Here is a 23,885-nt window from a genome sequence, read left to right on the forward strand (position 1 = left end):
GAAAAAAGCGAATTAAATAGATTGAGTTAATCGAAAAAAGCGATGAGCTTATCTTTTGCTCGATGAAAAAAATGGATACAGAACAAAGACTAAAACACGATGATTAAATGGCCTAGTTTGAAGCAACTGCATTACCTGGTGACACTGCATGAGACTCGTCATTTCAGTGATGCGGCGGAGCGGTGTTTTGTCAGCCAGTCGACTTTGAGTAAAGGCATTCAGAACCTTGAAGCGCTGATTGGTTGCCCGCTATTTGAAAAGAAAGATAAGAAAAGTCCGCTGGTGTTCACTCATGCGGGCGAACAGGTTGTAAAACGCAGCCGCGAGTTGTTGGCGCGTGGTCAGGATCTGATTGAACTGGGGAAACAGTGTCAGGGCGGAGAGATGGAAGGGCAGCTGAAATTGGGCTGTATTCCGACCATCGCGCCATTTCTGCTGTGCGATCTGGTTCAGGAAGTGAATGTACGCTATCCCAACCTACATCTTCTGTTACGTGAAGACACCACGGCTAATCTGCTGACGGCGTTGCGTAATGGTGAACTGGATGTGCTGATCCTCGCGTTGCCGATGGAGATTGGCAATATGGAAAGCCGTGTGGTTGGCCAGGATCCGTTTCGCATGGTGATCAGTCGTCATCAGGCGGATGGTATTCGCGTACCCATCAAATACGATGACTTGCCGGACGAGTCGGTGTTCCTGTTGGAAAACGAACATTGCCTGACAGAGCATGCGGTCTCGGCATGTAAACTGACCGACAAAGAGAAGATTAACCCTTTTACCGCCACCAGTTTACATACGCTGGTACAGATGGTGGCCAATGGCCTCGGCACAACGTTTATTCCGCAGATGGCGATTGAACATGGTTTGTTGGACAACCAGAATTTGGTGGTGATCGACCCACCAGGACAACAGGCGTATCGTGAAATTGGCTTGGTATGGCGACCGAGTTCGTCGCGCAGTCACACTTTTGAACGCTTGGCAGATGTAGTTTCTGAACTGCTATAGCGAATAGTCGTACCAGCAAGATAAAAAAATCCTAGTGAAAACACGCTGAGTCTGGCGTGTTTTCTGGTTTATTCCTCTGTTGGTTACTTTTTAATTGTAAAATTTTACAGAAACTTATTTTTGAACCTTTCATAAAATCGTAAAAATTCACAAAGTAAATTTTACAGATTTCACACCGGATGTTGTTTCAAAAATCCGCTGCGATTTCACTTCCCGCCTTTAAAACCCAACCTTTGATCCACGTCGTGATGCGATGCCGTGCTGTTTTAAATCGATTTTGCACTTTAGAATTAATGTAATTTTATTACGTAATAAATTACATTTTTACCTAGCATTTCAAGCATGAGTTTGAAACGGAATAAAACTTCAAATTTCACCTTTGATTAACTTTTGGTCTTTTCGCTTAACGCCTTATCGGGTAAGGTTTAATTAAGTTTTGTAAGACTTATGTCTAGGTTAGGAAGTCTTGAAAATGACCCGGTTCTGAGGGAGTGTATAGACACCGGGGGAACAAATTAGCCCAATAAACGCAAGATGAAATTTGTAGTCTGAAAATTACAAATGAGGTCTTGAGAACGATTCTAAGGAAGGACGTTATGCTTGCTCAAACGCCAGACAAAGATTTAGCACACCGCCAATCCACTACTAGCGAAGGCATGCTTGAGGTGACCGGAACTCTGTCTTCGGCACATCAGGCGATTTTCCCTGTGGAAGCCCAAACCTTTTTATCTGAGTTGTGTGCTCAGTTTGCCTCACGTGTCGACACGCTGCTTGCAGCGCGAGAACAAAAACAAAGTCAGATCGACCAAGGCCAACTGCCAGATTTCCTCAAAGAGACACAAGATATTCGCGAAGGAAGCTGGAAAATCCTGGGGATTCCGCAAGATTTGCAGGATCGCCGCGTAGAAATCACTGGTCCAACGGATCGCAAAATGGTGATTAACGCGCTGAATGCGAACGTAAAAGTGTTCATGGCTGATTTTGAAGACTCAATGGCGCCAGCGTGGGACAAAGTACTGGATGGCCAAATCAACCTGCGTGATGCGGTTAACGGCACCATCAGTTACACCAACCCGGACAACGGTAAGCGTTACGAACTGACGGACGACCCTGCGGTGCTGATCTGCCGCGTGCGTGGCCTGCACCTCAAAGAAAAACACGTCACTTTTGGCGGCCAGATAATTCCCGGTGCTCTGTTCGACTTCGCGCTCTATTTCTTCAACAACTACAAAGCGTTGCTGAAAAAAGGCAGTGGTCCGTACTTTTATCTGCCAAAACTTCAGGCGTATCAGGAAGCGAAATGGTGGAGTGAAGTGTTCCACTTCACCGAAGATTACTTTGGACTGGAAACGGGCACCATTAAAGCCACGGTGCTGATTGAAACTCTGCCTGCGGTGTTCCAGATGGATGAAATTTTGTTTTCACTCAAAGAGCATATCGTGGGGCTGAACTGCGGCCGCTGGGACTACATCTTTAGCTACATCAAAACGTTGAAAAAACACAGCGACCGTGTGCTGCCGGATCGCCAGGTGGTGACGATGGACAAACCGTTCCTCAACGCCTACTCACGTTTGCTGATTTACACCTGCCATAAACGCGGCGCGTTTGCGATGGGCGGTATGGCGGCCTTCATTCCGGTGAAAGATCCGGCAGAAAATGCCAAGGTGCTGGAGAAGATTCGCACCGACAAAATGCTGGAAGCGACCAACGGCCACGATGGCACTTGGGTTGCACACCCGGGCTTGGCAAATACCGCAATGGAAGTGTTCAACCAAGTACTGGGTGAGCGCAGCAATCAGTTAGATGTCAGCCGCATGTCGGATGCACCGATTCACGCTGAGGAATTGCTGGAACCGTGTGACGGTCCGCGCACCGAAGCGGGTATGCGCCACAACATTCGCGTTGCGCTGCAATACATTGAGGCTTGGATCTCTGGCAATGGTTGTGTGCCGATTTACGGGCTGATGGAAGATGCTGCGACGGCTGAAATTTCCCGCGCCTCTATCTGGCAATGGATTCAGCACGGTAAATCGCTCGATAACGGCCAACAGGTGACCAAACAGTTGTTCCGCGATTATCTGGCGGAGGAAATCGAGGTGGTAAAAGCGGAAATCGGTGAGCCACGTTTCAATGCAGGCCGCTTTGAAGAAGCCGCGCAACTGATGGAAACACTGACCACCAGTGATGAACTGACCAATTTCTTAACCATACCGGGTTACGACTACTTAGCGTAATACCACTTATAACAACAGTAACGTGAAACTAACGATTCAATATCAGAGCCTGTTGTACTGATAGCGAAAAGGACGACCATGCGCATGCCGAGCGCTGCGTATTACAAGAAGGGATAGATTATGACACTGACTCGCCGCCAACAAATTGAAGCTCTGGAAAAAGATTGGGCAACTAACCCACGCTGGAAAAACGTAAAACGTACCTATACCGCCGAAGAAGTGGTGAACCTGCGAGGTTCAGTCACACCAGCCAATACAATCGCCCAGCGTGGTGCTGACAAACTGTGGTCACTGGTCAATGGTAATGCCAAGAAAGGCTATGTGAACTGTCTGGGCGCACTGACGGGTGGTCAGGCGGTGCAGCAGGCGAAAGCCGGTATCGAAGCGATTTATCTGTCGGGCTGGCAGGTGGCGGCGGACAACAACACCGCGGGCACTATGTACCCGGACCAATCGCTTTACCCGGTTGACTCTGTACCGAGCGTGGTGAAGCGTATCAACAATGCGTTCCGCCGTGCCGACCAGATTCAGTGGTCTGGCGGTAAATCACCAGAAGATGAGGGCGGTATTGATTACTACCTGCCTATCGTGGCGGATGCGGAAGCGGGCTTTGGTGGCGTTCTGAATGCTTACGAGCTGATGAAGTCGATGATTGAAGCGGGCGCTGCGGGCGTGCACTTCGAAGACCAACTGGCGTCAGTCAAAAAATGTGGTCACATGGGCGGTAAAGTATTGGTTCCAACTCAAGAAGCGGTGCAAAAACTGGTTGCGGCGCGACTGGCGGCTGACGTGGCGGGTACCACCACTCTGGTGATTGCGCGTACCGATGCCAACGCGGCTGACCTGCTGACTTCAGATTGCGATCCATACGATGCCGATTTCATCGTTGGTGAGCGCACCGCAGAAGGTTTCTATCGCGTGCGTGCCGGGATTGATCAGGCGATTGCCCGTGGTCTGGCTTACTCGCCATACGCTGATTTGGTGTGGTGTGAAACGGCTAAACCGGATCTGGAAGAGGCGCGTAAGTTCGCGGAAGCGATTCACGCTCAGTATCCGGATCAACTGCTGGCTTACAACTGTTCGCCATCGTTCAACTGGGAGAAAAACCTGGATGCGGAAACCATTGCCAAGTTCCAGCAGGAACTGGCGGACATGGGCTACAAATACCAGTTCATTACTCTGGCCGGTATTCACAACATGTGGTTCAACATGTTCGAACTGGCGCACGCTTACGCACAGGGTGAAGGCATGCGTCACTACGTGGAAATGGTTCAGCGTCGTGAATTCCAGGCAGCAGAAAAAGGCTACACCTTCGTGGCCCACCAACAAGAAGTGGGCACCGGCTACTTTGATAAGATGACCAACACCATCCAAGGTGGTCAGTCATCGGTCACTGCCCTGACTGGTTCTACAGAAGAAGACCAGTTTTAACTGAGTTCACTTACCTCAGTGAGTTAAAAACGATAATCTGTGCAACACTCTTTGAGCGGCTTCGGTCGCTCTTTTTTTTGGTTTTTCATCACAACTCAGTGGTGTCCAAATCACTGTCTTGCTCAATTTCATCCGGTTCACTTTCTTCGGCCAATTCAAGCAAGTTGATGGCAATGGAGACGAAATCGCTGTCGGTAATGATGCCAACCAGCTCACCTTTTGCCACCACCGGCAAACAGCCCACTTTATGTTTTTGCATATAAAGGGCACTCTCTTTTAATCCGGCCTGCGGCGCGACCGTCATCACTTCCGTGTGCATCATTTCGTAGAGTGGGGTATCGGCGGTGTAAGATTGTTCGGCTGGTAATCTTTGCAGGCTGGATTCCTGCGCCGCGAGAATGTCGCGCTGAGTGACGATACCAAGCAGTTTACGGTTGGCATCGACCACCGGAATATGGCGAATATCCAGTGCCTCCATCATATGACGGGCATCGGCTAAAGTATGGGAACGCAACAAGGTGTGAGGGTTGCGAGTCATCATGTCTTCGACCTTGATCATAACCAACTCCTGTTTCTTCTGAGACTGTAAAATACCCATCTGACCGCAAGTCATACCCCTCTTTAGGCTGAGCCTCTGGGTTCGGCGATGACGGCGGCTTCTTTGCTTATAACTATAGTTTTTTTGTGGATAAATATCTGAGAGTTAAGTCGGTTTTTATGGCCTCACTGGCTGAGCGGAGCGATTGGCATGTCACTTTTGATTACAATCCTTTGCTTTTCAAGGCCCGCCTGACTTGTGCACAATCCTGTATCTTGAGATGACTTGGGTATATACTACCGCGCCGCGAAATAAACCGTCGCACCTATCCCGAGAAAGGCGAAAGCCAAGAGAATCAAGAAAGAGTCATGCAAGTTTCAGATTTTCATTTTGAACTCCCGGACGAGCTGATTGCTCGCTATCCGATGGCGGAACGAACCGCCAGCCGTCTGCTGCAGCTAGACGGCAACACCGGTGAGCTGGTTGATGGCACCTTTAAGGATGTCCTGAACTGTGTTGAGCCGGGTGATTTACTGGTGTTTAACAATACTCGAGTCATTCCGGCACGTATGTTCGGCCGTAAAGCCTCTGGCGGTAAGCTGGAAGTGCTGGTGGAGCGTATGCTGGATGAACATTCGATTCTGGCTCACGTGCGCTGCTCTAAGCCGCCCAAGCCAGGCACCGAACTGTTTCTGGGCGAAAACGATGAATTCCATGCCATCATGGAAGCGCGTCACGATGCGCTGTTTGAGATTCGTTTTACCGCTGAAACTGTGGTGCTGGACATTCTGAACCAGATTGGTCACATGCCGCTGCCGCCGTACATCGCTCGTCCTGACGACGATGCGGATAAAGAGCGTTATCAGACCGTCTACAACCAGAAGCCGGGCGCAGTGGCTGCGCCGACAGCCGGCCTTCACTTTGACCAAGCGCTGCTTGAGCAAATCAAGGCGAAAGGTGTCGAATTTGCTTACGTGACTCTTCATGTGGGTGCGGGCACATTCCAGCCGGTGCGTGTGGACAATATCAACGATCACCACATGCATGCGGAATACGTTGAAGTGCCGCAAGAGGTGGTGGACGCGATTGCCGCGACCAAAGCCCGTGGCGGCCGCATTATTGCGGTAGGAACCACGTCGGTCCGTTCGCTGGAAAGCGCAGCGCAAGATGCGCTGAAAAAGGGCACTGAGCTGGTTCCGTTTTTTGGTGACACCGAGATCTTCATCTTCCCTGGTTATGAATACCAGTTGGTGGATTGCTTGATCACCAACTTCCATTTGCCGGAATCGACACTCATCATGTTGGTGAGCGCCTTTGCTGGCTATGAGCACACCATGGCTGCATACGATCATGCGGTAACGCAGCAGTATCGCTTCTTTAGCTATGGTGATGCGATGTTTATCCGTAAACGAACCGTCGAAGCTTAATTCGGCAGGCGTGACGTCATAAACACAATCTATTATGAATCGTCAGGACACTTATCCGGGCGATGTGGTATCGATGCCTGCCTGACGCGGCACAGATACATAATCCGTCAGACTGTTTCTCTGACATTTGGAGGCTTTAGTGAAACTTAAGTTCGAACTGAAAAAGAAAGACGGCACCGCTCGTCGTGGTCAACTGACCTTTGAGCGTGGCACAGTACAAACGCCGGCATTTATGCCAGTGGGCACTTACGGTACGGTTAAAGGCATGACGCCGGAAGAAGTGGCAGCGACGGGCGCGCAAATCCTGCTGGGTAACACTTTCCACCTGTGGCTTCGCCCGGGTCAGGAAGTGATGAAAATGCACGGTGACCTGCATGATTTTATGAACTGGCAAGGTCCGATCCTGACCGACTCAGGCGGTTTCCAGGTGTTCAGCCTGGGTGATATTCGTAAAATCACCGAAGAAGGGGTGCATTTCCGCAACCCGGTGAACGGCGACAAAATTTTCATGGACGCGGAAAAGTCGATGGAAATCCAGAAAGACCTCGGCTCTGACATCGTCATGATCTTCGACGAGTGTACGCCTTACCCGGCGACGCACGATGAAGCGAAGAAATCGATGGAAATGTCGCTGCGCTGGGCACGTCGTTCACGCGACCACTTCGACAAGCTGGAAAACCCGAACAACCTGTTTGGTATCGTTCAGGGCGGCGTGTATGAAGACTTGCGTGACGTGTCGGTCAAAGGCCTGACTGAAATCGGTTTTGACGGTTACGCAGTCGGTGGTTTGGCGGTGGGTGAGCCGAAAGAAGATATGCACCGCGTTCTGGAACATACCTGTCCACAACTGCCGGAAGATAAACCGCGTTACCTGATGGGCGTGGGCAAACCGGAAGACTTGGTGGAAGGTGTTCGCCGCGGTATCGACATGTTTGACTGCGTGATGCCAACGCGTAACGCACGTAACGGCCACCTGTTTGTGACTGGCGGTGTGATCAAGATCCGTAATGCAACACATAAAACGGATACATCACCTCTGGATCCGCATTGTGACTGTTACACTTGCAAAAATTATTCTAAATCGTATCTGCACCACTTGGATCGCTGTAACGAAATCCTGGGTGCACGTTTGAATACGATCCATAACCTGCGCTACTACCAGCGCCTGATGGAGAGCATTCGTCGCGCGATTGATGAAGACCGCTTTGATCAATTTGTAACGGAGTTCTACGCACGTCGTGACCGCGAAGTGCCGCCGCTGCAAAAAGAAAAGGCGTGATTTCGTGCGCCAGGTTGGATTTGTGCACTGAGCTGCTTGAATTTAACCTGGCGTAGCCCAATAGAATCGAAAATTACACAACAATAACTTAGAGGACGTTTCTCAATGAGTCTAATTTCTGTAGCACATGCAGCAGGTGAAGGTGCCCCACAAGGTGGTGGTTTTGAAATGCTGATCATGCTGGGCATGTTCGCGGTGATCTTCTACTTCATGATCTACCGCCCACAATCAAAGCGTGTGAAAGAGCATAAAAACCTGATGTCCTCCATGGGCAAAGGTGATGAAGTTCTGACAAGCGGTGGTCTGGTTGGCAAAATCACGAAGATTGCAGAAGACAACGACTACATCTCAATCGAACTGAACACAAACAATGAAGTTGTGATCAAAAAAGACTTCGTCACTGCAGTGCTGCCAAAAGGTACACTGAAATCTCTATAAAACAGCTAGAGGATCCTCGCTGTGTTAAACCGTTATCCATTATGGAAGTACCTGATGGTGGTGTTCGCCATTGCCATCTCTGCCTTGTATGCACTTCCAAATATCTACGGTGAAGATCCGGCTATTCAAGTTACAGGGGCGCGTGGCGCCTCTGTAGATATGTCAACGCTGGATGCTGTCACCAAAGCGCTCGATACGGCGCACCTTTCTCATAAATCCATTGCTCTCGAAAATGGATCCATTCTTGTTCGATTTAACGACACCGATACTCAAATCAGTGCCCGCGACGTGATCAGCGAAGCGTTAGGCAGTGACAAGATTGTGGCGTTAAACCTGGCTGCTTCAACTCCGGATTGGTTGGAATCGATTGGCGCTGCGCCAATGAAACTCGGTCTCGATCTGCGCGGCGGCGTGCACTTCCTGATGGAAGTCGACATGGACGCGGCAATGGAGAAATTGATCGGTCAGCAGGAAGAAGCTTTCCGCAGCGAACTGCGTGAAGAAAAAATCCGTTACCGTGCGATTCGTCCTCTGGCGAATTCAGTGGAAATTACGCTGCGTGATGCCGAACAGGTCGATCAGGCGCGTAAAGCACTGGAATCCAAGCACCGTGATATGACGTTTGTTCCTTCAGACACCGAAGGTCGTTTCATTCTGACTGCCACCTTTACTGAGGCACGTCTGCAGGAAATCCGTAACTACGCTGTTGAACAGAACATCACCATTCTGCGTAACCGTGTAAACGAACTGGGTGTGGCTGAGCCACTGGTTCAGCGTCAGGGTGCTACTCGTATCGTGGTTGAACTGCCAGGGGTTCAGGATACAGCGCGTGCCAAAGAAATCTTAGGCGCAACGGCCACGCTTGAATTCCGCGAAGTGGATGATAAAGCTGATCTAGCGGCCGCGGCTTCAGGTCGTGTACCTGCGGGCAGTGAAATCAAACTGGATCGTTCAGGCCGTCCGGTTGTGCTGAAAAAACGTGTGATTCTGGGCGGTTCAAGCATCACGGATGCAAGTTCAAGCACCGATGAATACGGCCGTCCACAGGTAAACATTTCGCTCGACAGCGAAGGCGGCAGCAAAATGGCGGCGTTCTCGAAAAAGAACATCGGCAAGTTGATGGCGACCGTGTTTGCTGAATACAAGGACAGTGGCGAGAAAACCGCTGAAGGCAAAGTGATTCTGACCAAGCATGAAGAAGTGATCAACCAGGCGACCATTCAGTCAGCTCTGGGCCGTAACTTCCGCATCACCGGGATTAACTCTGTTGCCGAAGCGCACAACCTGGCGCTGCTGCTGCGTGCAGGCGCACTGATCGCACCTATCTCTATCGTTGAAGAGCGCACCATTGGTCCATCAATGGGTCAGCAAAACATCGATATGGGTATTCAGGCATGTATCTGGGGTCTGCTGGCGGTGATGATCTTCACCGCGCTGTACTACCGTAAGTTTGGTCTGATCGCCAACGTTGCGCTTGCGGCAAACTTGGTGCTGATCATCGGTGTGATGTCGATGATTCCAGGTGCCACCATGACGCTGCCGGGCATTGCGGGTATCGTTCTGACAGTCGGTATGGCGGTCGACGCCAACGTCTTGATCTTCGAGCGTATTCGTGAAGAGCTGCGTGATGGACGCAATCCTCAGCAAGCGATTCACCAGGGTTATGCTAACGCGTTCAGTACCATTGCTGATGCCAACATCACCACGCTGATCACGGCAATCATTCTTTTTGCCGTAGGTACAGGTGCGATTAAAGGCTTCGCGGTCACGCTGTCTATCGGTATTTTGACCTCCATGTTTACCGCTATCATCGGTACACGTTGCATCGTCAACCTGCTGTACGGCGGTAAACGCATCAACAAATTGTCGATCTAAGGCCAGGAATTATTATGTTTCAAATTCTGAAAGCAGAGAAAACGATCGACTTTATGCGTTGGTCGAAGGTCACTTTCATGCTGTCGCTGCTGATGATCGGAGCTTCGATCTTCACGCTGTCGACCAAATGGCTGAACTGGGGCCTGGACTTCACCGGCGGTACGCTGATTGAAGTCGGTTTTGAGCAGCCTGCGAACCTTGAAGAGATTCGTACGTCATTGGAAGTGAAAGGTTTTGGTGATGCAACGGTGCAGAACTTTGGCTCTGCTCGTGAAGTCATGGTACGTCTGCGTCCACGTGATGATATGGCAGGCCAGACACTGGGTAACCAGATTCTGGATGCTATCAAAGAAGGTACCGGTAAAGCGGTGGAAATGCGCCGTATCGAGTTCGTCGGTCCTAACGTGGGTGACGAACTGACAGAGGCGGGTGGTCTGGCGATCATCGTATCACTGATCTGTATCCTGATTTACGTCTCAATGCGCTTTGAATGGCGTCTGGCGGCCGGTGCTGTGTTGTCACTGGCGCACGATGTCATCATTACGCTTGGCGTGTTCTCACTGTTGCAAATCGAAGTGGACTTGACGATTGTCGCGGCACTGCTGACGGTGGTCGGTTACTCGCTCAACGATACTATCGTGGTCTTTGACCGGATTCGTGAAAACTTCCGCAAATTGCGTAAGGGCGAACCGGCTGAGATCATGAACATCTCGATCACACAAACGCTGAGCCGTACGCTGATCACTTCGGGAACCACGTTGTTTGTGGTGATTGCTCTGTTTGTACAGGGCGGCGCGAACATTCATGGTTTTGCTACCGCACTATTGTTGGGTATTACCGTCGGTACTTACTCATCAATCTACGTCGCATCGGCTCTGGCTCTGAGACTGGGGATTACCCGTGAGCACCTGCTTCCACCACAAGTGGAAAAAGAAGGTGCAGATCTCGACGAGCTGCCATAATCTCCTCAAAGCCACTGACGATTCAGTGGCTTTTTTCTTATGGTTACTTTTAACATTCTATTGTCATTAACGAAAAGGAGCGCGCATGGCGATTACTCAATTGGATAAAACAACCGCACTGATCGTGATTGATTTGCAGTGCGGTATTGTGGCTCTGCCTCCCCAGCATACGGTGCCGGGTGTGATTGAACAGGCAAACCGACTGATTGATGTGTTTCATCAGCAACAGCGACCTGTGGTATTAGTCAATGTGGCAGGCGGTGCGCCGGGACGTACGGACCAGAAGCTCGGTTCGCATTCGGTACCGGACAATTGGGCGACTTTAGTGGATGAACTTCACCGTCAGGACGATGACATTCTGATCACCAAACGCACTTGGGGGGCATTCATGCACACCGATTTGCATCAGCAGTTGCAAGCGTTGGGAGTGACGCAAGTGGTGATCGTTGGTATCGCAACCAGTATTGGTGTGGAATCAACGGCCCGTCAGGCGTTTGAACTCGGCTATCATGTGACGTTGTGTACCGATGCGATGACGGATTTGAATCTCGATAATCACCAGCACGCGATTAACGCGATTTTTCCACGTCTGGCCGAAACAGGCACCACTCAGGATGTCTTGGCTCTGTTGTAATCAGTGCCCAATAGGTATAAAAAAAGCCCCGCGATTGCGGGGCTTTTTATCAGCTGTGACGGAGCTGGAATTCTCAGGGCGTTCTTATTTCAGAATTGCGCTGTTGCCGTTTTCACGGATGTGCTTAAGAATTGCTTTCACACCGCGTGGGCTTGAACCTACGATGTTGCCTGATTTCATGTAATCAGTGCCGCCAGCAAAGTCAGTCAGGATTGCGCCTGCTTCACGAGCAATCAGTTCACCCGCTGCCATATCCCAAGGTTTCAGACCCAGCTCAAAGTAACCATCAACACGGTTAGAGGCCAGGTAACACAGATCCAGAGCCGCAGAACCAGTACGACGGAAGTCCGCACATTCAATGAACAGAGCAGAGATGATCTTCATGAAAGACTCAGAATGCTGTTTCTGTTTGAATGGGAAACCTGTTGCCAGAACGGCACCTTGCAGATCTTTCAGTGGTTGAACACGGATACGCGCGTTGTTCAGCTGTGCGCCAGAACCACGTTGAGCAGTAAACAGTTCATTCAGCATTGGATCGTAAACACAGGCGACTTCAGTTTTGCCTTTGAAGCGAACCGCGATAGAAACCGCGAAGTGAGGAAGACCTTTAACAAAGTTAGTGGTGCCATCCAGTGGGTCGATGATCCATTGTACGTCCTTATCTTTACCTTCGATAAGACCGCCTTCTTCGGCAACGATACAGTGCTCTGGGTATGAGCTCTTGATAGTTGAAATGATGATAGCTTCTGCTTCTTTGTCTACGTTAGTAACAAAGTCGTTCGTGCCTTTCTGAGTTGATTCAATTTTCTCAGCGTTTTCTAGAGATTTGGCAATATGGTTGCCTGCTTTTCGCGCCGCGCGAATAGCAATGTTTAGCATTGGATGCATACGAATTTCCCAAAGGATGTTAAAGAACGAAAAAGCGGGCGGCAGTATATCAAAACTTTCGCAAAAGGGAAGTGGTTATTTTTTGCGCGTTTGATGGCGATGTCCGCAAAGGGTCTGACCATTTCACTCAGGTTTATGTTAAGATTCTGCGGCTGTAAATTGAGTGGTGTAATAACGCAATGTTAGACAATGTTAAAGTCGTTTTAGTCGGAACCTCACATTCGGGAAATATCGGCTCTGCGGCCCGTGCGATGAAAGTCATGGGGCTCAAACAGATGGTATTGGTCGATCCGCAGTGTGAAGTGGACGCTCAGGCGATTGCACTGGCTGCCGGGGCGAGCGAAATTGCGCTCAATGCTCAGATTGTTGAAACATTGGATGATGCTGTTGCAGATTGTGCCTTAGTGGTCGGAACCAGCGCGCGTTCCCGCACACTTGAATGGCCGATGCTTGACCCTCGCGAATGCGGTGAAAAATTCGCTCAGGAAGGCCTGCAGCGCAAAGTCGCCATTGTGTTTGGCCGTGAACGCACAGGCCTGACCAATGATGAGTTGCAAAAATGTCATTATCACGTCGCTATTCCGGCCAATCCGGAATACAGCTCCCTGAACCTGGCCATGGCGGTTCAGACATTGTGCTACGAAATTCGTGTCGCGCATCTGAACCAGCTAGAGGCGCAATTTCCGCCTTCACAACCAGTGGATTACCCCCGTCACAATGAGCTGGAAATGTTCTACTCCCACCTTGAAAAGGTGTTGGTACAGACCCAGTTTATCTCTGAAGAGAAGCCAGGTCAGGTGATGAACAAATTACGTCGTCTGTTCAGCCGCGCGCGCCCGGAAGAACAGGAACTGAATATTCTGCGTGGTGTTCTGACCGCGATAGAAAAGAAAGCGCTGCATAAAGATTGACCGCAGTTACCCTAGGGTTAAATACCCGAGTAATTTAGTCAAATAAATACTTGACCAATTTTGTCAGGTATGAAAAACTTCTATCCACAGAAACAATGTGGATACGGTGTGATATGAGACTTACATCTAAAGGAAGATATGCAGTAACGGCCATGTTAGATGTGGCTCTGCATTCGCAGCAAAACCCAGTACCATTGGCGGACATTTCAGAACGTCAGGGTATTTCGCTTTCATACTTAGAGCAGCTTTTTTCTAAGCTGCGTAAAGCCGGCCTAGTGGCGAGTGTTCGCGGACCAGGTGGTGGCTACCGTCTGGGTTCTGACGCGACAACGATTTCAATCGGTACGGTCATTGCCGCTGTTGACGAGTCTGTCGACGCGACGAAATGCAATGGCAAGGGCGATTGCCAGGGTGGCACGCGTTGTTTAACGCACACTCTGTGGCGTGACCTCAGCTCACGCATCAGCGACTTCCTGAACAACATTACGCTCGGTGAGCTTATGATTGATAACGAAGTCTTAGAAATTTCAGACCGCCAAGATATTGATCTCGCGGTTAGCCAAGGGCTTGCACACAAAAATTCGAACACAGTCACCATTGGTGCGGCACCCGTTGGTATTAACGTTCGCTCATAGCGGCAATGTTTACATTGGAGTAAAAAATGAAACTGCCTATTTATTTAGACTATTCAGCAACTTGCCCAGTCGATCCGCGTGTTGCTGAAAAGATGGTTCAGTGCATGACGATGGACGGAAACTTCGGTAACCCGGCATCGCGTTCTCATCGTTATGGCTGGCAGGCAGAAGAAGCGGTAGACACCGCGCGTGAGCAAATTGCGGATCTTCTCAACGCAGACCCACGTGAAATTGTCTTCACTTCGGGTGCAACAGAATCTGACAACCTGGCGATTAAAGGTGTTGCGCACTTTTATCAAAAGCAAGGTAAACACATCATCACTTGCAAAACCGAACACAAAGCCGTGCTGGACACTACGCGTCAGCTAGAGCGTGAAGGATTTGAAGTAACTTATCTTGAGCCTGAAACCAATGGCCTGATTGACCTGAACAAGTTGGAAGCAGCAATGCGTGACGACACGATTCTGGTTTCAATCATGCACGTGAACAACGAAATTGGCGTGATTCAGGACATTACGGCGATTGGCGAGTTGTGCCGCGCGCGTAAAATCGTATTCCACGTCGATGCAGCACAATCAGCGGGTAAACTGCCGATTGATGTTCAGGAAACGAAAGTTGACCTGATCTCTCTGTCTGCACACAAAATCTACGGTCCAAAAGGTATCGGCGCACTGTACGTACGTCGTAAGCCACGTATTCGCCTGGAAGCGCAAATGCACGGCGGTGGTCATGAGCGTGGTTTCCGCTCTGGTACACTGGCGACCCACCAAATTGTGGGCATGGGCGAAGCGTTCCGTATCGCAAAAGAAGAGATGCAGAAAGATTACGACCACGCAGTTGCGCTGCGCGATCGCATGCTAAGCGGCATTAAAGATATGGAAGCCGTTACCATTAACGGTGATCTGGAACAGCGTCTGCCAAACAACCTCAACATCAGCTTCGCGTTTGTTGAAGGTGAGTCACTTTTGATGTCTCTGAAAGACATCGCAGTGTCTTCAGGCAGTGCATGTACATCAGCAAGCCTGGAACCATCGTACGTACTGCGTGCTCTGGGTCTGAATGATGAACTGGCTCACAGCTCAATTCGCTTCTCGTTTGGTCGTTTCACGACTGAAGAAGAAGTTGACTACGCAATCGAACTGATTCGTGTAGCGGTAAGCAAACTACGCGACATGTCTCCTCTATGGGATATGTATAAAGAGGGTGTGGATCTGAGTACCGTAGAATGGGCTCACCACTAATCGTTCCAGGGATATAGAGGATTTGAGGTAACTATCATGGCATACAGCGAAAAAGTAATTGATCACTACGAGAACCCACGTAACGTTGGTTCTTTCGATAAAGAAGACCCATCAGTAGGTAGCGGCATGGTTGGCGCTCCGGCTTGTGGTGACGTAATGCGCCTGCAAATCAAAGTGTCTCCAGAAGGCATTATTGAAGATGCGAAGTTCAAAACTTACGGCTGCGGTAGCGCAATCGCGTCAAGCTCACTGGTTACTGAGTGGGTGAAAGGCAAATCTATCGATGAAGCAGCAGCAATCAAAAACTCTGAAATTGCAGAAGAGCTTGAGTTGCCACCAGTGAAAGTTCACTGTTCAATTCTGGCAGAAGATGCAATCAAAGCGGCTGTTGCTGATTACAAGAAAAAACACGAACTGTAATTCATTAGGGAGCACTGGCTGCTCCCCCCTTTAATTAATTGAGAATCAAAGGTTGTAGTATGGCCATTACCCTAACCGAAACCGCAGCAAGCCGAGTGAAATCTTACCTGGATAACCGGGGTAAAGGTGTCGGTTTACGTCTGGGTGTAAAAACCACAGGCTGCTCTGGTATGGCTTACGTGTTGGAATTCGTTGATGAACTCAACGAAGAAGATCAGGTGTTTGAAGATCATGGTGTGAAAGTGATCATCGACAGCAAGAGCCTGGTTTATCTCGACGGCACTCAGCTCGATTATAAGAAAGAAGGGTTAAACGAAGGTTTTGAGTTCAACAACCCAAATGCGAAAAGTGAATGTGGTTGTGGTGAAAGCTTCAACGTTTAACGGTTGAATCTCGGTGTTGCAGGTAGCCACTGGCTGCCTGTCTCCGAATATTAAGGACCGGTTTTACATGAATTACTTTGAATTATTTGGGCTACCAACTCAGTTTGATCTGGATGGTAGCCTTCTTTCTTCTCAGTTCCGTGAGTTGCAAAAGCGTTTCCATCCGGATAATTTTGCCACCGCGTCTGAGCGGGATCGCCTGTTGGCGGTCCAGAAAGCGGCGCAGATTAATGACGCCCACCAAATTTTGAAAAGCCCAATCAATCGCGCAGAATACCTGCTGTCTTTAAATGGCGTTGAGCTTCGTGGTGAGCAACAAACGCTTCAGGATCCGATGTTCCTGATGGAACAGATGGAACTGCGTGAAGAACTTGAAGCGGTCGAAAGTCGTGCAGATCCGGAAAGTGCCTTGTTTGATTTTGATGGCAAAGTCAGCAAGATGTACAAGCAGCATCTGGTTCAGGTCGAAAAAGAGCTGAACGAGGCGCAATGGGAAACTGCCGCAGATACCGTACGTAAACTTAAATTTATTGCCAAATTAAAAACTGAAATAGAACGAGTCGAAGACAAGCTGCTCGGCTAATTCAAATAAAAGGACCCATCCATGGCATTACTTCAGATTGCAGAACCTGGTCAAAGTTCGGCGCCGCACCAGCATAAACTGGCCGCGGGTATTGACCTGGGAACCACCAACTCACTGGTTGCATCCGTGCGCAGCGGCAGCGCAACCACGTTGCTTGATGAGCAAGGAAGAAGCATTCTGCCTTCCGTCGTGAACTACTCAGGCGAAGAAAGCTTGGTTGGCTACGAAGCACGAGATAAAGCTCAGGCTGATCCTGAAAACACCATCATTTCGGTGAAACGCCTGATTGGTCGTTCACTGCAAGATATTGAAACTCGCTATACCAACCTGCCATACCGTTTTAAAGCGAGTGACAACGGCCTGCCGATTCTGCAAACCGAACAGGGTGACAAGAACCCGATTCAGGTTTCTGCGGACATTCTTAAATCACTGGCAAAACGTGCTGAAAGTACTCTAGGCGGTGAACTGGCTGGTGTGGTGATCACTGTGCCGGCTTACTTTGATGACGCTCAGCGTGCGGGCACTAAAGATGCGGCGAATCTGGCCGGATTGCATGTATTACGTCTGCTGAACGAACCAACAGCAGCAGCGATTGCTTATGGCCTGGACTCCGGTCAGGAAGGCGTGATCGCCGTGTATGACCTAGGTGGTGGTACATTCGATATTTCGATTCTGCGCCTTTCTAAAGGTGTGTTCGAGGTGTTGGCAACAGGCGGCGATTCGGCGCTGGGCGGTGATGATTTTGACCACTTGATTGCTGATCACCTGCAAGCTCAAATGGGCTTGGAAGGAAAGTTGAGTGCTGATAAATACCGCGCGTTGATCAATGCGGCGACACAAGCAAAAATTGCCCTGACTGACGCCGAAGAAGCGCCGGTTGATGTGCTGGGATGGTCCGGTTCACTTAGTCGAGAAACACTGAATGAACTGATTCAGCCGCTGGTGAAAAAGACGCTGATGGCGTGCCGCCGTGCACTGAAAGATGCTGATGTAGCCGCAGACGAAGTGTTAGAAGTTGTGATGGTGGGCGGTTCCACTCGAACGCCATTCGTACGAGCTATGGTTGGCGAGTTCTTTGGCCGTACACCACTGACCAGCATCAACCCGGATGAAGTTGTGGCGATTGGTGCCGCGATTCAGGCGGACATTCTGGCGGGTAACAAGCCGGATTCAGAAATGTTGCTACTGGACGTGATTCCACTGTCGCTGGGCATCGAAACCATGGGCGGTCTGGTGGAAAAAATCATTCCACGCAACACCACCATTCCTGTTGCTCGCGCGCAAGAGTTTACCACTTTTAAAGATGGTCAAACGGCGATGAGCGTGCACGTGGTGCAGGGCGAGCGTGAACTGGTGGATGATTGCCGCTCGCTGGCGCGTTTCTCGCTCAAAGGCATTCCGCCAATGGCAGCGGGTGCGGCGCACATTCGCGTGACGTATCAGGTCGATGCTGATGGACTGTTGTCCGTAACTGCAATGGAAAAGAGCACTGGTGTGCAGTCAGAAATTCAGGTCAAACCGTCTTACGGTCTGAGTGACGACGAAGTAGCCAACATGCTGAAAGATTCGATGGCGCACGCCAAAGATGACATGCAGGCGCGTGCACTGGTTGAACAGCGTGTGGAAGCCGACCGCGTGATTGAAGGTCTGATTTCCGCCATGCAGGCAGACGGTGACGATTTGCTGACCGAAGAAGAGCGTCAGACACTACTGCAAGCTATTGAAAAACTGATTGAACTGCGCAATGGCGACAATGCTGATGCCATTGAACAGGGCATTAAAGATACCGACAAAGCCAGTCAGGACTTTGCATCACGTCGTATGGATAAATCCATCCGTGCTGCGCTGGCCGGTCATTCTGTTGACGAGATTTGAAGAGACTACCAACATGCCTAAGATTATTGTTTTGCCTCATGAAACCCTTTGCCCTGAAGGCGCAGTATTAGAAGCGCAAGCAGGGGAAACGATTCTTGATGTGGCATTAAAAAACGGTATCGCCATTGAACATGCGTGTGAGAAATCGTGCGCGTGCACCACTTGCCACTGTATCGTTCGTGAAGGTTTTGATTCACTGGAAGAGAGTGATGAACTGGAAGACGATATGCTGGATAAAGCTTGGGGTCTGGAGCCAGAATCTCGTCTCAGCTGTCAGGCACGAGTGGCGGATGAAGACCTGGTGGTAGAGATTCCGAAATACACGCTGAACCACGCATCAGAAGACCATTAATCCGTGAGCCTCGTCTATTCTATAGCCGGGGCCGCATAGCACTAGGAATGTTGACATGAAATGGACAGATTCGCGCGACATCGCGATTGAGCTCTGTGAACAGTACCCGGATGTCGATCCGCAAACCGTAAGGTTTACCGATCTGCACCAATGGATCCTTGACTTAGAAGACTTTGATGATGAGCCGAACCGCTCAAATGAGAAGATTCTGGAAGCCGTGATCCTGTGCTGGATGGACGAACGCGACTAGTCAGCTGGACGCGCTGCTCTAAAACGGAGCCAAGTTAACAGTTTTTACTAAAAAAAGCGGGCCTGATGGTCCGTTTTTTTATCAAGTTGACATTTTTACCTGACAAAATGCTAACATCCGAACGTTAATTATTCGACGTGGCTGAGGTGAAGCCACGATAAGGACAAGGAGAAACCATGTCTACACAGATGTCTGTATTCATTAGCCAAGATTCTGCTCAGCCTCAGTGGGGAGAAAAAGCGCTAATTTCGTTTTCTGAACAAGGTGCAATGATTCACCTTGAGCAATCGCATGATTTAGGCGCAATTCAGCGTGCGGCGCGTAAACTGGACAACCAGGGCTTACGTTCACTGTTGTTGGATGGCGAAGGCTGGACGCTGGAAGCGATCTGGGCGTTCTATCAGGGCTACCGCGATCCGAAGAAACTGAACACGCTGGAGTGGAAGGCGTTGGATCAGGCACAGCAGGACGAGCTGGAAGCACGCATTAAAGCGACTGACTGGACGCGCGATATCATCAACAAAAGCGCAGAAGAAGTCGCCCCTCGTCAACTGGCCACGATGGCTGCGGAGTTCATCAAATCGCTGGCTCCGGAGCATGTGTCTTACCGTATCGTGAAAGACAAAGATCTGCTGACCGAAGGCTGGGAAGGTATCTTTGCGGTAGGTCGTGGCTCTGAGCGCACTTCTGCGATGCTGCAACTTGATTACAACCCAACTGGTGACGAAAATGCACCGGTGTACGCTTGTCTGGTGGGTAAAGGCATTACGTTTGACTCAGGCGGTTACAGCCTGAAGCCATCGAACTTCATGGCTGCGATGAAAGCAGACATGGGTGGTTCAGGTATGATTACTGGTGCACTGGGGCTGGCGATCATGCGTGGTCTGAGAAAACGCGTCAAACTGATCCTGTGCTGTGCAGAAAACATGGTTTCTGGTCGTGCGCTGAAACTGGGTGATGTGATTACCTACAAAAACGGTAAAACCGTTGAAATCATGAACACTGACGCTGAAGGTCGTCTGGTTCTGGCGGATGGTTTGATTTACGCTTCAGAACAAAATCCTGAGCTGATCATCGATTGTGCCACCCTGACTGGTGCGGCGAAAAACGCGCTGGGCAATGATTTCCACGCATTGCTGAGCTTTGATGACGCGTTGTCTCATGATGCGATGACTGCGGCGAAGGAAGAGCATGAAGGCCTGTGGCCTCTGCCACTGGTGGACTTCCACCGTGAAATGCTGCCATCGAGCTTTGCAGACCTGTCGAACATCAGTTCAGGTGATTATTCTCCAGGCGCGAGCACTGCTGCGGCGTTCCTGTCTTACTTTGTCAATAACTACAAGAAAGGCTGGCTGCACTTTGACTGCGCAGGCACTTACCGCAAGTCTCCAAGTGACAAATGGGCCGCAGGCGCAACCGGTATGGGTGTGAAAACTGTCGCTCGTATCCTGATGGATCAAGCAAAATAATAGCGAAAAATCGCGGGCAGCATGTTGTGCTGCCCTTTATAACTACAATAGAAGTAAAAAGGACATCTTATGGCTCTTGAAAGAACGTTTTCGATTATTAAGCCCGATGCAGTTGAACGTAACTTGATTGGTGAAATTTACCATCGCATCGAAAAAGCAGGCCTGCGTATTATTGCTGCCAAAATGCTGCATCTGACAGAAGAGCAGGCGAGTGGCTTTTATGCCGAGCATGAAGGTAAAGAGTTTTTCCCGGCATTGAAAGAATTCATGACGTCTGGCCCGATTATGGTTCAGGTGTTGGAAGGGGAAAATGCGATTGCCCGTTACCGTGAGTTGATGGGTAAAACCAACCCGGAAGAAGCGGCATGTGGCACACTGCGTGCTGACTACGCGATCAGCATGCGTTTGAACTCAGTGCACGGCAGCGACAGCCCGGCATCAGCCGCCCGCGAAATTGAATTTTTCTTCCCTGAATCTGAACTTTGCCCTCGTAGCAAATAAGCCAGATTTTGATGCCAATAAGCCCTCATATCGAGGGCTTTTTTGTGTCTGATAAAGCGTGATGGTGTTCACGGAAACCTTGGCTGATTTTTAACCGCAAAGATATTAATGCCTTAGTAAACTCATGGGTTTGCGGCTCTTGTTGTCATTGCGTAAAGGCTGTACAATTCGCGCCCTTAATTCTTGTTCCATCTCTGAGAGGCCACATGACCACAGAAAAAGTCAATCTGCTCGATTTTGATCGCAAAGGCTTGCGCGCATTTTTCGCTGAAGAACTGGGTGAGAAAGCGTTCCGCGCGGATCAAATCATGAAGTGGATCTATCACTTTGGTTGTGATGATTTCGACAAGATGACCAACATCAACAAGAAACTGCGTGAACAGCTGAAAGAACGCTGTGAAATTCGCGCACCATACGTTTCTGAAGCGCAGCATTCTACTGACGGTACCATCAAGTGGGCGATGCGTGTGGGTGATCAGGACGTAGAAACCGTCTACATTCCTGAAGATGACCGTGCTACTTTGTGTGTGTCTTCTCAGGTCGGTTGTGCGCTGGAATGTAAATTCTGCTCAACCGCTCAGCAAGGCTTTAACCGCAACCTGCGCGTATCCGAAATCATTGGTCAGGTGTGGCGTGCTGCTCGCGAAATTGGTCTGGAAAAAGAGACCGGACGTCGTCCAATCACCAACGTGGTGATGATGGGCATGGGCGAGCCTTTGCTGAATATGAAAAACCTGATCCCGGCGCTGGAAATTATGCTGGATGATCTTGGTTTTGGCCTGTCTAAACGTCGTGTAACGGTGTCGACTTCAGGGGTGGTATCTGGTCTGGATCAGATGACGGGTCAGATCGACGTTGCGCTGGCGATTTCTCTGCATGCGCCAAACGACAAACTGCGCAGTGAAATCATGCCAATCAACGACCGTTGGGATATCCAGGACTTCCTGGCATCTGTGCGTCGTTACATTGCTTCATCGAATGCCAACCGTGGCAAAGTAACTGTGGAATATGTTCTGCTGGACCACGTTAACGATGGTACAGAACACGCTCACGAACTGGCTCAGTTGATGAAAGACACGCCGTGTAAGATCAACCTGATTCCGTTCAACCCGTACCCAGGTTCGCCATATAAGAAGCCAAGTAACTCACGTATCGACCGTTTCCAGAAAACGCTGATGCAATATGATCACACCGTGACTATTCGTAAGACACGTGGCGACGATATCGATGCGGCGTGTGGTCAGTTGGTCGGCGATGTTATCGACCGTACCAAACGGACTAAAATGAAACAAGTTGCTGAGAATGCGATTCCTATTAAGACACTGTAATTAAAATATTTTTCATAAAGCCAGAGTTGACTCTGGCTTTATTCATTTGGCGGTTTTTTTAAGGTTTCGGGCCATTTTCAATGTCAATTTAACGAAAAACCTTGACGTGTCTGTAATTTCTTTCCCAAATCCATGTTGTTTACTGCCTAATATCTATTAGAATGATTCTCTGTTATCAAAGTCGATTTGATTTGCTGATAAAATTGACGCTACCACATTCCTTATGTTTAAGTCGGTAACGAATTCGCTACTAACAATCAAAAATAAAAGCGAGTGGAAACAGACTTGGACACAAAAACACGAGATTGATATCGCGGATGAATACAGAACAAGACAACATCACAGAAAGCACTCCAAAAGTACAACCAGGTACCCTTCTTAAAGAAAAACGCGAAGCGTTAGGGTTAACGCAGAAGCAAGTGGCTGATCGCCTGAGACTGCGCGTTACCATCATTCAGAATATCGAAGAAAATAATTTCGACTCCGATTTAGTCGCCACCTTTACCCGTGGTTATTTGCGTTCGTACGCAAAAGCGGTGGGCCTTGCGGAACATCTGGTGTTGGATGCATTTGAAGAGAGTGTGACGCCTGAACCTCAAGAGCAGACCATGCAGAGTTTTTCTAAGAAAACCAAGCGTGAGAAGCATGACAGCCGCATCATGACCATAACCTGGATCATTCTGCTGGTCATCATTGGAATGTCATCACTGTGGTGGTGGCAGAACAACGAACAAGATACGCTTAAGCCGGACCAAGGTACTGAAGCGGTATCTGCGGTCGCAGATCAAGCTGCTGCGCCCGCGACAGAAGAAGTGCAACCTGAGTTCAATACCATTGAGCCTACACAGGCAGAAGCGGAATCAGACGCACAGCCTAGTGAGGAGCCAACGGGCGACGAAATGGCGATGGAAGATCCAATGCCAGCTCAAGAAGAAGCGGTTGTTGAACCACAAACCACTCCAGCAGCGTCAACTGCTGAAGCAACCTCTGGTGACCTGCTGACCATGAACTTCAGTTCAGACTGTTGGGTTCAGGTGAAAGACGCCACTGGCAAAACTCTGTCTACCGGCATCAAAAAAGCGGGTGAGACACTTAATTTACGCGGTCAGAAGCCTCTGCAAGTGATTCTTGGGGCTCCGGAAGGCGTTTCAGTCACATTTGCGAGTGAACCTGTCGACCTTTCTGGGTATACTTCCGGCAAAGTAGCAAGATTCACCTTACCTTAG

Annotated in this window: 24 protein-coding genes; 22 read left to right on the forward strand and 2 right to left on the reverse strand. The window is 49.7% G+C overall.

Features of this window, described 5'->3' with window-relative positions; translation table 11 throughout:
• Positions 1-99 precede the first annotated feature (99 nt).
• The 3 genes from LGV68_RS11615 to aceA all read left to right on the forward strand — a co-directional run bounded on the left by LGV68_RS11615 (position 100) and on the right by aceA (position 4,670).
• Positions 100-1,005 (forward strand): hydrogen peroxide-inducible genes activator, encoded by a 906-nt coding sequence (locus LGV68_RS11615; protein WP_020330629.1) that lies wholly within the window; start codon positions 100-102, stop codon positions 1,003-1,005.
• A 596-nt stretch (positions 1,006-1,601) separates the two neighbouring features.
• Positions 1,602-3,239, forward strand: coding sequence for a malate synthase A (gene aceB, locus LGV68_RS11620; RefSeq protein WP_222733414.1), 1,638 nt, complete (start codon positions 1,602-1,604; stop codon positions 3,237-3,239).
• 120 nt (positions 3,240-3,359) lie between these two features.
• On the forward strand, positions 3,360-4,670 hold the full coding sequence (gene aceA, locus LGV68_RS11625; RefSeq protein WP_020330631.1) for an isocitrate lyase: 1,311 nt from the start codon (positions 3,360-3,362) through the stop codon (positions 4,668-4,670).
• Positions 4,671-4,758: 88 nt separating this feature from the next.
• On the opposite strand, the gene LGV68_RS11630 is transcribed toward aceA, so the two are convergent.
• Complete coding sequence (locus LGV68_RS11630) at positions 4,759-5,229, reverse strand: CBS domain-containing protein (protein ID WP_020429889.1); 471 nt, start codon at positions 5,227-5,229, stop codon at positions 4,759-4,761.
• Between the two features lie 347 nt (positions 5,230-5,576).
• On the opposite strand from LGV68_RS11630, the gene queA reads away from it, so the two are divergent.
• The 6 genes from queA (at position 5,577) to LGV68_RS11660 (ending at position 11,823) form a co-directional block, all read left to right on the forward strand.
• Entirely contained in the window at positions 5,577-6,635 is a 1,059-nt protein-coding gene (gene queA, locus LGV68_RS11635; RefSeq protein ID WP_252535240.1) for a tRNA preQ1(34) S-adenosylmethionine ribosyltransferase-isomerase QueA, read from the forward strand.
• Positions 6,636-6,774: 139 nt separating this feature from the next.
• Positions 6,775-7,914, forward strand: a complete 1,140-nt coding sequence (tgt, locus tag LGV68_RS11640; RefSeq protein WP_020330634.1) for a tRNA guanosine(34) transglycosylase Tgt — start codon at positions 6,775-6,777, stop codon at positions 7,912-7,914.
• A 105-nt stretch (positions 7,915-8,019) separates the two neighbouring features.
• A complete protein-coding gene (yajC, locus tag LGV68_RS11645; protein WP_020330635.1) occupies positions 8,020-8,352 on the forward strand; it encodes a preprotein translocase subunit YajC in 333 nt (110 codons plus the stop codon).
• A 21-nt stretch (positions 8,353-8,373) separates the two neighbouring features.
• The gene (gene secD, locus LGV68_RS11650) at positions 8,374-10,227 is read left to right on the forward strand and encodes a protein translocase subunit SecD (RefSeq protein WP_075988854.1); all 1,854 of its coding nucleotides are present in this window, start codon (positions 8,374-8,376) and stop codon (positions 10,225-10,227) included.
• A 14-nt stretch (positions 10,228-10,241) separates the two neighbouring features.
• On the forward strand, positions 10,242-11,189 hold the full coding sequence (gene secF / locus LGV68_RS11655; protein WP_208563568.1) for a protein translocase subunit SecF: 948 nt from the start codon (positions 10,242-10,244) through the stop codon (positions 11,187-11,189).
• A gap of 85 nt (positions 11,190-11,274) precedes the next feature.
• A complete protein-coding gene (locus LGV68_RS11660; RefSeq protein WP_020429890.1) occupies positions 11,275-11,823 on the forward strand; it encodes an isochorismatase family protein in 549 nt (182 codons plus the stop codon).
• Between the two features lie 84 nt (positions 11,824-11,907).
• On the opposite strand, the gene suhB is transcribed toward LGV68_RS11660, so the two are convergent.
• Complete coding sequence (gene suhB, locus LGV68_RS11665) at positions 11,908-12,711, reverse strand: inositol-1-monophosphatase (RefSeq protein ID WP_020330640.1); 804 nt, start codon at positions 12,709-12,711, stop codon at positions 11,908-11,910.
• A 179-nt stretch (positions 12,712-12,890) separates the two neighbouring features.
• On the opposite strand from suhB, the gene trmJ reads away from it, so the two are divergent.
• From trmJ to LGV68_RS11730, 13 genes are all read left to right on the forward strand, one after another.
• Positions 12,891-13,622: a tRNA (cytosine(32)/uridine(32)-2'-O)-methyltransferase TrmJ gene (gene trmJ / locus LGV68_RS11670; RefSeq protein ID WP_020330641.1), complete on the forward strand. Its 732-nt coding sequence runs from the start codon at positions 12,891-12,893 to the stop codon at positions 13,620-13,622.
• A 113-nt stretch (positions 13,623-13,735) separates the two neighbouring features.
• Positions 13,736-14,257: a Fe-S cluster assembly transcriptional regulator IscR gene (gene iscR / locus LGV68_RS11675; RefSeq protein WP_080650529.1), complete on the forward strand. Its 522-nt coding sequence runs from the start codon at positions 13,736-13,738 to the stop codon at positions 14,255-14,257.
• Positions 14,258-14,283: 26 nt separating this feature from the next.
• Positions 14,284-15,498, forward strand: coding sequence for an IscS subfamily cysteine desulfurase (locus LGV68_RS11680; RefSeq protein WP_020330643.1), 1,215 nt, complete (start codon positions 14,284-14,286; stop codon positions 15,496-15,498).
• A 36-nt stretch (positions 15,499-15,534) separates the two neighbouring features.
• Positions 15,535-15,918: a Fe-S cluster assembly scaffold IscU gene (gene iscU / locus LGV68_RS11685; RefSeq protein WP_020330644.1), complete on the forward strand. Its 384-nt coding sequence runs from the start codon at positions 15,535-15,537 to the stop codon at positions 15,916-15,918.
• A 59-nt stretch (positions 15,919-15,977) separates the two neighbouring features.
• The gene (gene iscA, locus LGV68_RS11690) at positions 15,978-16,301 is read left to right on the forward strand and encodes an iron-sulfur cluster assembly protein IscA (protein WP_020330645.1); all 324 of its coding nucleotides are present in this window, start codon (positions 15,978-15,980) and stop codon (positions 16,299-16,301) included.
• 67 nt (positions 16,302-16,368) lie between these two features.
• Complete coding sequence (gene hscB / locus LGV68_RS11695; protein WP_020330646.1) at positions 16,369-16,884, forward strand: co-chaperone HscB; 516 nt, start codon at positions 16,369-16,371, stop codon at positions 16,882-16,884.
• 21 nt (positions 16,885-16,905) lie between these two features.
• Positions 16,906-18,759, forward strand: coding sequence for a Fe-S protein assembly chaperone HscA (hscA, locus tag LGV68_RS11700; protein ID WP_024374135.1), 1,854 nt, complete (start codon positions 16,906-16,908; stop codon positions 18,757-18,759).
• 13 nt (positions 18,760-18,772) lie between these two features.
• Positions 18,773-19,111: an ISC system 2Fe-2S type ferredoxin gene (gene fdx / locus LGV68_RS11705; protein ID WP_020330648.1), complete on the forward strand. Its 339-nt coding sequence runs from the start codon at positions 18,773-18,775 to the stop codon at positions 19,109-19,111.
• A gap of 55 nt (positions 19,112-19,166) precedes the next feature.
• On the forward strand, positions 19,167-19,361 hold the full coding sequence (gene iscX / locus LGV68_RS11710) for a Fe-S cluster assembly protein IscX (RefSeq protein WP_020330649.1): 195 nt from the start codon (positions 19,167-19,169) through the stop codon (positions 19,359-19,361).
• A gap of 176 nt (positions 19,362-19,537) precedes the next feature.
• The gene (gene pepB, locus LGV68_RS11715; RefSeq protein ID WP_100268069.1) at positions 19,538-20,830 is read left to right on the forward strand and encodes an aminopeptidase PepB; all 1,293 of its coding nucleotides are present in this window, start codon (positions 19,538-19,540) and stop codon (positions 20,828-20,830) included.
• Between the two features lie 69 nt (positions 20,831-20,899).
• Positions 20,900-21,331: a nucleoside-diphosphate kinase gene (gene ndk / locus LGV68_RS11720; protein ID WP_020330651.1), complete on the forward strand. Its 432-nt coding sequence runs from the start codon at positions 20,900-20,902 to the stop codon at positions 21,329-21,331.
• A gap of 206 nt (positions 21,332-21,537) precedes the next feature.
• Positions 21,538-22,659 (forward strand): bifunctional tRNA (adenosine(37)-C2)-methyltransferase TrmG/ribosomal RNA large subunit methyltransferase RlmN, encoded by a 1,122-nt coding sequence (locus tag LGV68_RS11725; protein ID WP_252535242.1) that lies wholly within the window; start codon positions 21,538-21,540, stop codon positions 22,657-22,659.
• A gap of 317 nt (positions 22,660-22,976) precedes the next feature.
• A complete protein-coding gene (locus LGV68_RS11730) occupies positions 22,977-23,885 on the forward strand; it encodes a RodZ domain-containing protein (protein ID WP_252535244.1) in 909 nt (302 codons plus the stop codon).

Source organism: Vibrio sp. LQ2 (assembly GCF_023920125.1).
GTDB lineage: Bacteria > Pseudomonadota > Gammaproteobacteria > Enterobacterales > Vibrionaceae > Vibrio > Vibrio fluvialis.